Raw genomic sequence first — 12,954 nt, 5'->3', positions numbered from 1 at the left:
TCTCCTGGTTGGCTAGGGGGTTGCTACTGGTTGGCGGGAACGCGAGCGGGGGAGACCCCGACCCGCGCGGACCCGGTGATGAAGAGGCGCGTCGCGGCGCCGGTGCCGATGATCATGAACACCAGCGCCACCCAGCCCTGGAGGCCGAAGGTGGCGGTGTCGACCATGCCGTTGCCGATGGTGCACCCGCCGGCCAGGCTGGCTCCGACGCCCATCAGCACCCCGCCGAGGATGCTGCGGACGGTGGTGGTGACATCGGGAAGACGCACCCGGAACTCGCCGCTGCCCTTGGCTGCAATGAACGAGCCGAGCAGGATGCCGATCACCAGGTACACTCCCCAGTCGATCAACTGGGGATCACCGCGCACGAGGTAGTTGACCATGTTCGAGGACGGCCCGGTGATACCGAGCCCGGACTCGCGCCCGGTTGCCCAGCTGAGCGGCCAGGCGAGGATGGCGAGCGGCGCGATGATCAGGGCGGTGGTGAACGCGCCCCATTTCTTCTCGAACAGGAGATGACGGATGCCGCTCGTGCGGGCCGGGAGCGACGCGACCGGCCGGGACGACCGCAGCCGCAGGTGGTGCCGGGCGAGCAGGCCGACGCCGGTGACGAGCACCGCGACCAGCACCCACGGTGAGATGCCGAGGACTCCGTGGATGGTGGAGGCCTCCACGGTGATACCGCGCAGCGCCGCGACCGGAGCGGACAACGCGCCCGTCTTCGAGATGGCGGAGAAGAGGGCGTAGAAGATCAGGGCGAACCAACTGCCCACCAGACCCTCGCCGGCGCGGTAGTAGGTGCCCGTGGCGCATCCGCCGGCCAGCACGATGGCGAACCCGAAGATGAACGCACCGATGATCGTGGCCAGCCAGGCGAAGGGCTGGGGGTCGAGGGTGATCACTCCGGCAGCGTCGAGGGCGAAGACGCCCACACTCTGCACGGCGATGACGATCAGAAAGGCCGTCAGCCAGCGGGTGCTGCCCGTGAGCCACAGGTCCCGGAACGCGCCGGTGACGCAGAACCTGCCCCGCTGCATGGTGAAGCCCAGGGCGACGCCCAGGCCGAGTCCGGTGAGAAGCATGTCGTGTCCCCGTCCATCAGAGGTCGCACGCCGTGTGACGGCGACTCCCCGGCGACGTTACGGGCCGGCCGGCGGCGCTGCTCCCAGACGTCGCGGCGTAACGAAATGAGACGTAACACTTGACAACTCCGCACCCGCACCCGCCCGTGCGGCCGAAACTCCTAAGGCTGTCGGCTCGGGGCAGCAGGACGGCAGGGCGGCGGACTACGGAGCGGGCGCCACCGTCTCGCCGTCGGTCGGCAGCAGCAGGTCCGCGGCGCCGAGGCACTGGCCCGTCGCGGGGATGTTACCCACGGCCTGCGCCAGGTCAACGAGCACCGTGGACCCGCTGACCTTGTCCGAGTCGATGACCAGTTCGGTTGCCGGGTCGCGGCCGTAGGTGGTGTAGCGGTAGAGCGGGGCATCCGAGTCGTCTTCGATCCAGTCGATGCCGTTGACCGTGAGGCAGGGGAGCGTCGTCGGTGCGGGCACGGCAACGCCGCAGTGCAACAGGACCGCGCTCGGGGTGCCCCACGCGCCCGTGGCCTGGGCGTTCGTCTCACGTTCCGGAAGCGAGGCCACCGAGGTCGGAAGGCGAACGATGAGGTCGGCGCAGGTGGGATTGACGGCATCCGCGGCCGGTTCCAGCGGCACGATCGCCGTGCAGCCGGTGAGGAGCACGGTACCAGCGACGAGCGTGAGCGCGAGGCCGGTGCGGAGGAAGCGGATGCGGGGAGTCATTGCATTCAGGCTACCGTTTGAAGCATGACGAATGCTGCGGGCGCGATGGTCCCCACGAGTGCGACGCTGGCCGACCTGAGCGAAGGGGAGGTTCTCGCCCGAATCTTCCCGCGACTGCCGGGCTCCGCGGCTCAGCTCCTCGGCCCCGGCGACGACGCCGCCGTGATGCGGGCGCCGGACGGGCGCTACGTTGTCACCACCGACATGATGATCCAGGGTCCGGATTTCCGGCTCGCCTGGTCGTCCCCGCACGACCTCGGCTGGAAGGCCGCCGCGACGAACCTGTCCGACGTCGCCGCCATGGGGGCCCGTCCCACCGCACTGGTGGTGGCGATCGCCGCCCCGCCATCGACGCCGATCTCGGTGATCGAGGGCATCGCCGACGGGTTGCGGGACTGCTGCGAGGCGCTGGCCCCGGGCTGCGGCGTCGTCGGCGGCGACCTGTCCGCGTCCGACGCCCTCACGCTCGCTGTGACAGCCTTCGGCGACCTCGAGGGACGCGAGCCCGTGCTGCGCTCCGGGGCGCGGCCAGGCGACGTCGTGGTCCTGGCCGGGCGCCTCGGTGAGGCCGCCCGAGGCCTGGACCTGCTCTTCCGTCTCGCCGTGGACGAAAACGGTGTTCCGGATGCCGCGCTGGCGGACGCGTTGCGGGCGCAGCATCCCGAGGCGGTCGCCGCGCAGCTCGCACCGGTGCCGCCCATCGACCGAGGTCCGGCCGCCGCCGGCGCCGGCGCGACCGCGATGCTGGACGTGTCCGACGGACTCGCCATCGACGCCGGGCGCCTCGCCCGGGCCAGCAGCGTGGGCATCGACTTCGCCCGGTCGGCCCTCGGCGAGAATGTCGAGCGTTCCCTCGGCGGCGGCGAGGACCATGGCCTGCTGGCCACTTTCCCGCCGGGCGCCGTGCTGCCCGCCGGCTTCCGCGTCGTCGGCGTGGTGACGGATGCCGCAGGCTCGGTCCTGGTGGACGGCCGCCCCCATAACCAGGCCGGCTGGGACCCCTATCGCGGCTGGGACGGCGCCGTCGCCTGAGAGCGACTCAGGCGGCGGGCAGAACGGGGGAGGCGTACCAGACGGTCGTGTCGCCGTAGTCCTTGCGCCGGTCGGATGCGAGGCCCGCTCCCCAGACCGGTTCGGGGGAGCGGGAACTGCGCTCCACGATGACGAGTGCGTCCACGTCGAGCAGCGGCGCTAGGGCGGCAAGGTTGTGGCCGAGCTCGGTCTCGGCCAGGTCGTAGGGCGGGTCGATGAAGACCAGGTCGAATCCATCGCCGGTGGCCGCGAGGAACGACTGCACGGACTGGCTGCTCACCTTGATCTTCGGGGCGCCCCGCCCCGGTGCCGCCCGCAGCACGGCCTCGGTGTTCTTGCGGCACATCTGCGCGGCGCCGAAGTTATTCTCGACCAGGGTCACGATGCGCGCTCCCCGGCTGGCCGCCTCCAGGCCGAGCCCGCCCGACCCGGCGTACAGATCGAGAACCCGAGCGCCCCGGATGATGTCGCGCGCGTCGAGGGCGGAGAAGATCGCCTCCCGCACGCGGTCGCTGGTGGGGCGGGTGCCGGTCTTGGGCACCGCCAGGGGCAGGGAACCGGCAAACCCGGCGACGATTCGCGTCATAACCCGTCGAGTTTATCGCCCGTCGGCGGCCGAGGTCGCGGCGCGCCCGCGCCGACCCGGTGCCGCATGTCGCACGTGCCGCCTACGATCGAGACATGACCGATTCGGAGGCTGGGGAGACTCTCGCCCCGGTGACCCTGGACAGCAAGCTGGCCACCGTGGTCGGCGGCAAAACGGCCGTCGCCCTGGGCAAGGCCTTCGGCTCGCACACCGTGGGCGATCTGCTCAGCCACTACCCGCGCCGCTACGCCCGCCGCGGCGAGCTCTCGTCGATCAGCCTGCTGCCACTCGACGAGAACGTGACCATTGTGGCGGAGATCCGCTCGGTCGAGGAACGCCCGATGAAAGCCCGCAAGGGGTCGATCGTCGAGGTGAAGATCTCCGACGGCCGCGGCATCCTCACTCTCACCTGGTTCAACCAGTCCTGGCGGGCCAGGCAGCTCCAACCCGGCACGCGCGGAATGTTCGCGGGCAAGGTCACCGACTACCGGGGCCACCTGCAGCTCACGCACCCGACCTACAAGCTCTTCGGCCCCGGCGCCGACGACGAACCCGAGATGCCCACGGATGCCGCGGCCGCCAAACTCTGGATCGAGCAGCCCGTCGCGATCTACCCGTCCACCAACACCGTGGCCAGCTGGCAGGTCGCGCAGTCCATCGCGATCCTGCTGGACAGCGTGGGCCCGGTGCCCGACCCGATCCCGCCGGAGCTGCGCGCCGAGCGCGGGCTGTTGCCGCAGGGCCGGGCCTTCGAGCTGATCCACCGCCCGGAAACCGATGCGGACTGGCGCCGCGCCAGGGACACCCTGCGGTTCACCGAGGCCTTCGTTCTGCAGAGCGCCCTGGTGCAGCAGCGGCTCACCGCCCGGCAGCAGCGCTCCACCCCGCGCGTGGCGTCGTCCGGCGGCCTGCTCGAGCGCTTCGATGCCGGCCTGCCCTTCAGCCTCACCGCGGACCAGCGGGGCGTGGCCATGGAGATCTCCGCCGACCTTATCGAGACCCACCCGATGAACCGGCTGCTGCAGGGCGAGGTCGGCTCCGGCAAGACCGTCGTGGCCCTGCGGGCCATGCTCACCGTCGCCGACACGGGCGGCCAATCGGCTTTCCTCGCTCCCACCGAGGTTCTGGCGGCCCAGCACCTGCGCACGATTGTGCGGTCGCTCGGCCCCGAGCTGGCGGGCACGTTGATGCCCACCCTGCTCACCGGGCAGCTGCCGGTGGCGGAGCGCCGCAAGGCGCTGCTCCGAGTGGTGTCCGGACAAGCCAAGATCGTGATCGGCACGCATGCGCTGCTCGGCGACAAGGTCACGTTTTTCGACCTCGGACTGGTCGTCGTCGACGAGCAGCACCGGTTCGGCGTGGACCAGCGCGAGGCGTTGCGGCTGAAGGGAGCCGTGCCGCCGCACGTGCTGGTGCTCACCGCCACCCCGATCCCGCGCACCGTGGCCATGACCGTGTTCGGCGACCTCGACGTGAGCACGATCGCGGAGCTGCCGGAGGGGCGACAGGGTATCGAGACCTTCGTCGTGCCTGTGTTCGAGAAGCCCGGCTGGGTCACCCGGGTGTGGACCCGGTTGGCGGAGGAGCTCGCCCAGGGCCGCCAGGGTTTCGTGGTGTGCCCGGCCATCGCCCCGAAACAGCTCGAGGAGAGCGCGGAGGTCGATCCCGAGGCGGCAGCGCCGGCATCCGTCGAGATGGTGCTCGCCGAACTGCGTGGTAACCCGGCCCTGGCCTCCGCCCGCATCGAACCGCTGCACGGGCGCATGACCAGCGACGAGAAAGACGTGGCCATGCGCGCGTTCGCGGCCGGTGAGATCGACGTGCTCGTGGCGACGACCGTCATCGAGGTCGGCGTCGACGTGCCGAACGCCTCCGCCATGGTGGTGCTGGACGCCGACCGGTTCGGCGTCTCGCAACTGCACCAGCTGCGCGGCCGGGTGGGCCGCGGCGGCGTGCCGGGGCTCTGTCTCCTGGTCACGAGCGCGGAGGCCGAAACCATCGCGCGCGAGCGAGTCGAGGCTGTCGCTGCCACCCTCGACGGGTTCGAGTTGGCCCAGGTCGACCTGGAGCTGCGCCGGGAGGGCGATGTGCTCGGCAGCAACCAGTCCGGGGGCCGCTCTTCACTACGCCTGCTGAGGGTGGCGACCGACGGCGACCTGATCGGGGAGGCCAGGGGCTATGCGCAGCGCCTGAGCGAGCACGACCCGCACCTCGAATCGGTCCCGGCGCTTCGGGAGGCGGTGCGGCGGCGCCTCGACGACGCGGAGCGGGCCTCGCTCACCAAGTCCTGACAGCAGGATCGGAGCGCGCTCAGGCACCGTTCACGCACTGGGGCTAGGGTGATCGCTATGCGCAGGATCGCCGTCGTCCCCGGTTCATTCGACCCCGTCACGCGGGGTCATCTCGACGTGATTGAACGGGCGTCCGGTCTCTTCGACGAACTGCACGTGCTCGTCGTGCACAACCCCGGCAAGACGGCTCTGCTGCCGATCAGCCAGCGGGTTTCCCTGCTGCAGCGGTCCATCCTGGACGCCGGGCTGCCGGGCAACATCGTGGTGGCCTCCTGGGGCATGGGGCTGCTCGTCGATTACTGCATGGAGGTCGGCGCAGGCGTGCTGATCAAGGGCATCCGCTCACAGGTGGACGTGGCCTACGAGACCCCGATGGCGATCGTGAACCGCAACCTCGCCGCCGTGGAAACGATCTTCCTGCTGCCCGACCCGGCCAACGCCCACGTGTCCAGTTCCCTGGTGCGCCAGGTCGCCGCCCTCGGCGGCGATATCACCCCCTATGTGCCGCCGGCCGTGGCGGCATTCCTGCAGAAGACACGCGTGTGAATACGCCGCCCGTGCGCTCGGTTTCCGTTCCGGCGCTCGCCGGGAACGCGGGCGGACCTGTCACCGACACGGACGACGAGACCCTGATGGACCTTGCGGCCGTCCAGGCTTCGGCGCGTGCGATCATCCGCAATGTGGAAACCGTCATCGACGGCAAGCACACGGCCGTCACGACGGCTCTCACGGTGCTGCTGGCCCAGGGGCACCTTCTGATCGAGGACGTTCCCGGCGTCGGCAAGACCATGCTGGCCAAGGCGCTGGCCAAGTCCGTGCACTGCACGGTCAGCCGCGTCCAGTTCACCCCCGACCTGCTGCCCTCCGACGTGACGGGCGTGTCGGTGTTCAACCAGGTGGACCGCCGATTCGAGTTCAAGCCTGGCGCCATCTTCGCGAACATCGTGATCGGGGACGAGATCAACCGGGCGAGCCCGAAGACCCAGTCCGCGCTGCTGGAATGCATGGAGGAACGCCAGGTCACCGTCGACGGCTCCACCTACCTGCTGCCGCTGCCCTTCACGGTCGTGGCCACGCAGAACCCGATCGAGATGGAGGGCACCTATGCGCTTCCCGAGGCCCAGCGGGATCGGTTCATGGCACGCATCTCGATGGGGTACCCCGACACCGAGTCCGAGCTGATGATGCTGGATGCCCGCGACACGTCGAGCCCGCTGGCCGGCATCGAGGCGGTCGTCTCCGGCGCCCAGCTGCGCGGAATGATGACGGCCGTGCAGCGGGTGTTCGCCTCTCCCGCGGTGAAGGAGTACACGGTCAGCCTGGTGCGGGCCACCCGCGACGACCGCGACCTGCGCCTGGGCGCCAGCCCCCGTGCCACACTGCAGCTGATCCGGGCGGCCAAGGCCCAGGCGGCGCTGCACGGCCGGGACTATGTGCTGCCCGACGACATCGACTCCCTCGCCGTCGCCGTGCTCGGGCACCGCCTCGTGGCGAGCAGCCGGGTGCTCGGCCACCATCAGGACAGCGGCCCGGTGGTCGACGACATCGTTCGCCGGATCGTGGCGGCCACCCCCGTTCCCGTCGGTGCCACCGGGCATCCCTGACGCCATGCCGGCGAAGCAGCGGCGCGTCCGGATTCCTCGGCTCACCCTTCGAGGCGGGATGTTCCTCGCCGTGGGAGCCGGCCTTCTGCTGCTCGCCCTGCTGACGAACCAGCGCGACCTTCTGTTCATCGCCGGTGTCCTCCTGGCCATCCCCGTCGCCGCCCTCGGGTACGTCTCGATCCATCCGGTGCGCCTGCGCGTCACCCGGATGCTGCGCCCACCGGTCGTGCCGGCCGGCGGCGAGGTCGTCGTGGGGCTCGGGGTGCGGAACCTTTCCTCCCGGCCCCTGGCGGGCCTGCATCTGCGGGACACCGTGCGGGGGCGGGACGCCGGCGACGTCGGACTGACCGTGCCGGCCGGAACGCCGCTACCGGCCCTCGACCGCTATGAGGGCGGCCTGGACACCGGTGCAGACAGTGTGAGGTTCGAGTACCGGTTCAGCTTGCCCCGGCGGGGTCTCTACGCAACGGGCCCGGTGCTGATCGGGCGTTCGGATCCTTTCGGCCTTGCCTCGGGCGAGTGGGCCGTGGGGGAGCCGCACGACCTGGCGGTGACGCCCCGGGTGACCGCCCTGGCCGGTCGGGGCCTCACCGGCACCCTGAACGACGGCGACGTGCCGGAGCGGCTCCGGCACCTGAACCACAACGCAGACCCCTTGATCGCGCGCGAGTACCGGCCGGGCGACCCGCTGCGCCGCGTGAACTGGCCGGCCACGGCCCGCCTGGGCGCGATCATGGTGCGGCAGGAGGAGGAGCAGAGCAACCCCGGAGCCCGACTCGTGCTTGACACCGCGCTGCGCGGCCGCCGCGGCCGCCCGACCGTCGTCGGTGCCGACACGGGTGCCGGTGCCGACAGCGGCACCGATCTCGGCGGGCCGCGCCTCGAGCAGGCGTTCGAGGTGGCCGTCGAGCTCGCGGCATCCGTGGGGGTGCACCTGCTGGCGGCCGGCTACCGGCTCGACCTGGTTGCGCTGGGACCGAGCCTGTCCGGACCGAGCCTGTCCGACCCGAGCCTGTCCGACCCCAGCTCGGGCTCGTCCGGCAGGCTGGCGAGCCCGGGTCAGGCGAACGCTACCCCGGGGCGACCCGGCGGCCGCGGCGGCCTGCGCGGCGACCCTCCCACCGTCTTCCTGCCGCCGGGCGGAATCGCGCTGCTGCTCGAAGGGCTGGCCGGGGTCGAGCCGGCGGACCCGCCCGACCCGGCGGAGCCCGCCGAGGACGCAGCAGAACAGACGTACACGTTCGGCGGCCCCGCAGCGAAGCCCGGACCCCTGGCCGTCCAACCTGGTACGCCCGAGTCCGGGACCGCCGCGAAACTCAGCACGCTCGTGGTGCCCGGCGGGCTGCTGCCGACCTTCGCGGTGCTCGTCGCCGTCGACGACCGGGATCTGACCGAGCTCGCCGACCTCGTGTCCCAGAGCCGCCCCGCGGTGGCGTTCGTGCTGCCCACGGTTCGAACGGATGCCGTGTGCCGGCTGCGCGAGGCCGGCTGGCGCTGCATCCCCGTGCACCAGGCCCGGGACATCCCCCGTGCCTGGGAGGACTTGATCGGCGCGAGGAGGCCCCTGAATGACGCCGTCTGACCGGGTCGCTCCCGACCAGGCTGCTCCCGACCAGGGCACTCGCACCACCCGGCACGATCCCTCCGCCCGGGCGGACCGACTCAAGCGGGCGCAGTGGCCCCTCGCGTTCGCACTCCTATTGCTGTTGGTCGTGGCCGACGCCGGCCTCGGGCCGCTGCTCCAGGACACGGGCTGGTGGTGGCTGATGACGTTCACGGCCGCCGGCGTCCTGCTCGGTTCTGCCGCACTCCGCCGCGCCGGGCTGCCCGTCTTCCTCGGGCCGCTCGCCGGATTCGGGGTTCTTGTGGCCGTCCTGACGCTGCTCTTCGGCGCCGGAAGCGGCTGGCTCTGGCTGATCCCGACCGGGGAGACGATCGACCGGTTCCGCGATTTGGCGCTTTCCGGGGCGGTCTCCATCGAGCAGCAATCGACGCCGGCCGAGGCGACCGCCGGCATCCTGTTCCTGCTCAGCGCCGGCGCCGGCGTGATCGCGATCCTGATCGACACGCTCGCGGTCCTCCTGCGGGTGCCCGCGCTCGCCGGACTGCCCGTTCTGGTGCCGCTGCTCGTGCCGGGGCTTGCCCTCGGCTACGAGGCCAACCTCGAGGCCCTCGTACTCACGGCCGCCGCCTACCTCCTGCTCCTCCACGTCGAGATCCGGATGCGCCGGGCCGGCAGCCTGCCCGGCCCGTCGGCCGTAGCGGGTCCCGGCACGGTCGCGCCCAGGCGGCGCCACGTGCCCGACTCCTTCGGGGGAGCGGTCGTCGTGGGCAGCCTCGCGATCGTGGCGGCAATCGTGGTCAGCGTCGCGACGCCCGTTCTGCCTGGGGGCAGCCTCAGCGGTGTGCGCCCGGGCAGCAGCCTGCTGTTCTCCAACGGTGTCAGCCCCATGATCAACCTCGGTCAGGACCTGCGTCGGCCGGACGCCGAACCGGTGCTGCACTTCCGCACCACGGCGACTCGGCCGCCCTACCTTCGGTTGCTGACACTCGATGAACTCTCGGGCCGCAACTGGACCGCCGGGGAGGCGCCCGGGAGTCGCGCGAACGCCGTCGACGACATCGACCTGCCGCCGGGGTTCTCACCCGATATCAAGACGAGCGAGACGATCACGACCATCGGCATCGACAACCTGGCCGCCCGGTGGCTGCCGACCCCTGCGCCGCCCCGCTCGGTGACCGGCCTGCTCGGCGCCTGGTACTGGAACGAGGCGACCGGGTCCATCACGAGCCCCGGCGACACGACCCGCGGCCAGGAATACACCGTCACCGCGCTCACGCTGGAGCCGACGGCGGAGCAGTTGCGGGAAGCCGAGGGTGCCTATCCGGCGGAGATCCGGCGCAGCCTGAGGCTGCCGGCCGAGACTCCGGCCCTGATCGGCGACACCGCGCGTGAGGTCACCGCCGGCACCACGAGCGCGTACGAGGCCGCGCGGGCACTGCAGGACTACCTGCGCGGCAGCGACTTCGCTTACGACACCGAGGCTCCCGTCGAGGCCGGCTATGACGGTGGCGGCATTGACGTCGTCAGCACCTTCCTCGAGGTGAAGACGGGGTACTGCGTGCACTTCTCCTCGGCGATGGCGGCGATGGCCCGATCGATCGGCATCCCGTCCCGGATCGCGATCGGCTACCAACCCGGGTCGCTGTCCGCGTCGGGTTCTGTCGCCGGGGTCGGCCGGTACAGCGTCGACACCCACGACCTGCACGCGTGGACGGAGGTCTACTTCGAGGGCGTCGGCTGGGTGCCCTTCGAGCCCACGCCCGGCCGCGGCGCCGTGCCTGCCTACACGCAAGACGATCCCGTCACCGTGCCGCTGACTGATTCCGGCCAGGCCGGTCCGTCGGACGCGCCGCGCCCCGAGGACCTCGGCGGCCAGAACGCCGCTGACGCCCAGGCCGACGCTTCTTCGCCCGCGGACTCGCGCGGCGGCATCATCCGTCTCGGCCTGCTCGTCCTCGGGACGCTCGCGCTGCTCCTGCTGCCGGCCCTCCTCCGGGTGATTCGGCGGATGCTGCGGCGCCGGGGCCTTCTGTCGGGGCAGAGCGGGGCCGTGGAGGCGTGGCGTGAGGTCAGCGACACGGCGGTGGACCATGGCGTCTTCGTGCGGGAGACCGAGACGCCGCGCGAGCTCGCCGCCCGGCTACGGGTTTTCATCGGCTCGGTAGGCGGCGCCGAGAGCGTCACGGAGGGCGCCGGTCCGGGCGGGGGAGCCCCGGCCGAGGCCCTCGACCGGCTCCTCGTGGGAGCGGAGCGCAGCCACTACGGGCGACCGGGTGACGACGCGCAGTCCGCGCGGGCGGCGGAACGCGTGGCCGACCTCGACGTGGTGCTCCGCGGCATCCATTCGGTGTCGGGCCGGCGCCTGCGGGTGCGGGCGACGCTGCTGCCGGCATCGCTCTGGCGCCCCGCCGATCGACGAATCGGACGCCCAGCCGTGAACGCGTAGAATATTTTCTCGTGAGTAGATTCAAGAAGACCCCGTACAAGGTCGATGTGCGCGACCTGATCAACCGCCCGGGCACCATGCACGAACGGCACCTCGAAATCGTCGTGCCGGGAGACCTCGGCGAGAGCCTGGTCGCCGTGAAGGCCGGCTCCACCGTGATCGCGAACCTGCGCCTCGAAACCCTGCACGAGGGCATCCTCGTGTCGGCCCAGGTGTCCGGAATAGCCGCCGGAGAGTGCGGCAGATGCCTCATCGACGTCGAATTGCCGGTCCAGGTCGAGTTTCACGAGCTTTTCGCGTACTCTCTACACGAAGCTTATGAAAGTGAAGTTCAAGATGACCACGTGGATCTTGAACCTCTGATCAGGGATGCGGTGGTGTTGTCACTGCCGTTCCAGCCGGTTTGCCGGCCGGATTGCCCAGGTCTCGACCCCGAGACCGGTGAACGGCTTGCCGAGGCCCCTGAGTTCCTACCCGAAGAAAAGCGCGATCCCCGGTGGGCCGCGCTCATGGAATTCCAAGCTTCCGAAAGCAGCGGCACGGATGAAGACATCCAGGCTGAAACGGATAGAGAAGAGAAGTAGTCATGGCAGTCCCGAAGCGCAAGCAATCACGCTCCAACACCCGTTCACGTCGTTCCTGCTGGAAGGCCGAGGCTCCCACCCTGGTCAAGACCATGGAAAACGGCAAAGTTGTCTACAGCCTGCCGCACCGCGCCAAGGTCGTCACCGACGCCGCCGGCACGGCGCTGTTCATGGAATACAAGGGCCGCAAGGTCGCCGACGTTTAGTCTCGTTGTGCTCGAACGTCTGATGCCGCGCCGACGGATGCTGGGAGCCCCGATTCAGGGACCTGGTCCGTCGAGTCGCGGCATCAGTGTTTGTCGGCATCTGCCTCGCGGGCACTCCCTGAGTCAGCACTCGTGAGCGTCGAACCCGAGGTCTCGTCTTTGCTGACGACGCTCGGCGTGCAGATCGACCCGGCCTTGCTTGAGCTCTCTCTCACCCACCGCTCGTACGCGTACGAGCACGGCGGCATACCCAACAATGAGCGCCTCGAATTTCTCGGTGACTCGATCCTGGGGCAGGCCGTGACGGTCATGCTCTATCGGGAGTACCCGCAGCTCGACGAGGGTGACCTTGCCAAGCGCCGGGCCAGTCTGGTGTCGAGCGTTGCCCTGGCGGGCATCGCGCGCGGCATCGGCTTGGGTGAGTACGTTCGCCTCGGCCGCGGCGAGATCCTCACCAACGGGCGCGACAAGTCGTCGATCCTCGCCGACACCGTCGAGGCGCTCATCGGAGCGGTCTACCTCGACTCCGGCGGAGAGACGGCGACGGCGCTCGTCCTGCGCCTGATCGAGCCGCTCCTCCGTGACCCAGGGCACTTCGGAGTATCCATGGACCCCAAGACGAGCCTGCAGGAAGCCGCGGCTCGCCTGGGAACCGGGGTTCCCGTGTATTCCATCGCGGAAAGCGGACCCGATCACTCCAAGATCTTCATCGCCACCGTCACGGTGGGTGACGTCAGTGCGGTCGGCGAGGGCACGAGCAAGAAGCACGCCGAGATGGCCGCCGCGCTCGACGCCTGGACGCGCCTCAGCACTCCCTGAGCTGCTGTCAGGCCGTGTCG

At 70.5% G+C, this 12,954-nt stretch carries 12 protein-coding genes; 9 read left to right on the top strand and 3 right to left on the bottom strand.

Annotated elements, in window-relative coordinates; all coding sequences use genetic code 11:
- Window positions 1-23: 23 nt before the first annotated feature.
- Together E3O22_RS07555 and E3O22_RS07550 are read right to left on the bottom strand one after the other, a co-directional pair.
- Window positions 24-1,082, bottom strand: a complete 1,059-nt coding sequence (locus tag E3O22_RS07555) for a YeeE/YedE family protein (RefSeq protein ID WP_134394167.1) — start codon at window positions 1,080-1,082, stop codon at window positions 24-26.
- Window positions 1,083-1,286: 204 nt separating this feature from the next.
- The gene (locus E3O22_RS07550; protein WP_134394166.1) at window positions 1,287-1,802 is read right to left on the bottom strand and encodes a DUF3515 family protein; all 516 of its coding nucleotides are present in this window, start codon (window positions 1,800-1,802) and stop codon (window positions 1,287-1,289) included.
- 24 nt (window positions 1,803-1,826) lie between these two features.
- On the opposite strand from E3O22_RS07550, the gene thiL reads away from it, so the two are divergent.
- Window positions 1,827-2,834: a thiamine-phosphate kinase gene (gene thiL / locus E3O22_RS07545; protein ID WP_241976555.1), complete on the top strand. Its 1,008-nt coding sequence runs from the start codon at window positions 1,827-1,829 to the stop codon at window positions 2,832-2,834.
- A 7-nt stretch (window positions 2,835-2,841) separates the two neighbouring features.
- Here thiL and E3O22_RS07540 read toward each other — a convergent pair whose 3' ends face one another.
- Entirely contained in the window at window positions 2,842-3,420 is a 579-nt protein-coding gene (locus E3O22_RS07540) for an RsmD family RNA methyltransferase (RefSeq protein WP_134394165.1), read from the bottom strand.
- Between the two features lie 95 nt (window positions 3,421-3,515).
- Between E3O22_RS07540 and E3O22_RS07535 the strand changes: the two genes are divergently transcribed.
- The 8 genes from E3O22_RS07535 to rnc all read left to right on the top strand — a co-directional run bounded on the left by E3O22_RS07535 (window position 3,516) and on the right by rnc (window position 12,934).
- On the top strand, window positions 3,516-5,711 hold the full coding sequence (locus E3O22_RS07535; RefSeq protein ID WP_134394164.1) for an ATP-dependent DNA helicase RecG: 2,196 nt from the start codon (window positions 3,516-3,518) through the stop codon (window positions 5,709-5,711).
- Between the two features lie 57 nt (window positions 5,712-5,768).
- Entirely contained in the window at window positions 5,769-6,257 is a 489-nt protein-coding gene (coaD, locus tag E3O22_RS07530; protein WP_134394163.1) for a pantetheine-phosphate adenylyltransferase, read from the top strand.
- 86 nt (window positions 6,258-6,343) lie between these two features.
- Window positions 6,344-7,315 (top strand): MoxR family ATPase, encoded by a 972-nt coding sequence (locus tag E3O22_RS07525; RefSeq protein WP_134394243.1) that lies wholly within the window; start codon window positions 6,344-6,346, stop codon window positions 7,313-7,315.
- A 58-nt stretch (window positions 7,316-7,373) separates the two neighbouring features.
- The gene (locus E3O22_RS07520; RefSeq protein ID WP_166784590.1) at window positions 7,374-8,897 is read left to right on the top strand and encodes a DUF58 domain-containing protein; all 1,524 of its coding nucleotides are present in this window, start codon (window positions 7,374-7,376) and stop codon (window positions 8,895-8,897) included.
- Window positions 8,884-11,325 (top strand): DUF3488 and transglutaminase-like domain-containing protein, encoded by a 2,442-nt coding sequence (locus E3O22_RS07515; protein WP_134394161.1) that lies wholly within the window; start codon window positions 8,884-8,886, stop codon window positions 11,323-11,325. The genes E3O22_RS07520 and E3O22_RS07515 overlap by 14 nt, the downstream gene beginning before the upstream one ends.
- An 11-nt stretch (window positions 11,326-11,336) precedes the next feature.
- Window positions 11,337-11,909, top strand: a complete 573-nt coding sequence (locus E3O22_RS07510) for a DUF177 domain-containing protein (RefSeq protein WP_134394160.1) — start codon at window positions 11,337-11,339, stop codon at window positions 11,907-11,909.
- Between the two features lie 2 nt (window positions 11,910-11,911).
- Window positions 11,912-12,115 (top strand): 50S ribosomal protein L32, encoded by a 204-nt coding sequence (gene rpmF, locus E3O22_RS07505; protein ID WP_066596228.1) that lies wholly within the window; start codon window positions 11,912-11,914, stop codon window positions 12,113-12,115.
- Between the two features lie 132 nt (window positions 12,116-12,247).
- Window positions 12,248-12,934: a ribonuclease III gene (gene rnc, locus E3O22_RS07500; RefSeq protein ID WP_134394159.1), complete on the top strand. Its 687-nt coding sequence runs from the start codon at window positions 12,248-12,250 to the stop codon at window positions 12,932-12,934.
- The last annotated feature ends 20 nt before the right edge of the window (window positions 12,935-12,954 follow it).

It is taken from the genome of Cryobacterium sp. TMT2-18-2, assembly GCF_004402245.1.
GTDB lineage: Bacteria > Actinomycetota > Actinomycetes > Actinomycetales > Microbacteriaceae > Cryobacterium > Cryobacterium sandaracinum.
This window is presented reverse-complemented; position numbering and strand designations above follow the sequence as displayed.

Bases quoted from the DNA above. Each gene is read 5' to 3' on its own strand.
- E3O22_RS07535 (WP_134394164.1), top strand. From the start codon at position 3,516: ATGACCGATTCGGAGGCTGGGGAGACTCTCGCCCCGGTGACCCTGGAC.
- E3O22_RS07515 (WP_134394161.1), top strand. From the start codon at position 8,884: ATGACGCCGTCTGACCGGGTCGCTCCCGACCAGGCTGCTCCCGACCAG.
- E3O22_RS07540 (WP_134394165.1), bottom strand. From the start codon at position 3,420: ATGACGCGAATCGTCGCCGGGTTTGCCGGTTCCCTGCCCCTGGCGGTG.
- E3O22_RS07520 (WP_166784590.1), top strand. From the start codon at position 7,374: ATGTTCCTCGCCGTGGGAGCCGGCCTTCTGCTGCTCGCCCTGCTGACG.
- thiL (WP_241976555.1), top strand. From the start codon at position 1,827: ATGACGAATGCTGCGGGCGCGATGGTCCCCACGAGTGCGACGCTGGCC.
- coaD (WP_134394163.1), top strand. From the start codon at position 5,769: ATGCGCAGGATCGCCGTCGTCCCCGGTTCATTCGACCCCGTCACGCGG.
- E3O22_RS07525 (WP_134394243.1), top strand. From the start codon at position 6,344: ATGGACCTTGCGGCCGTCCAGGCTTCGGCGCGTGCGATCATCCGCAAT.
- E3O22_RS07550 (WP_134394166.1), bottom strand. From the start codon at position 1,802: ATGACTCCCCGCATCCGCTTCCTCCGCACCGGCCTCGCGCTCACGCTC.
- E3O22_RS07555 (WP_134394167.1), bottom strand. From the start codon at position 1,082: ATGCTTCTCACCGGACTCGGCCTGGGCGTCGCCCTGGGCTTCACCATG.
- rpmF (WP_066596228.1), top strand. From the start codon at position 11,912: ATGGCAGTCCCGAAGCGCAAGCAATCACGCTCCAACACCCGTTCACGT.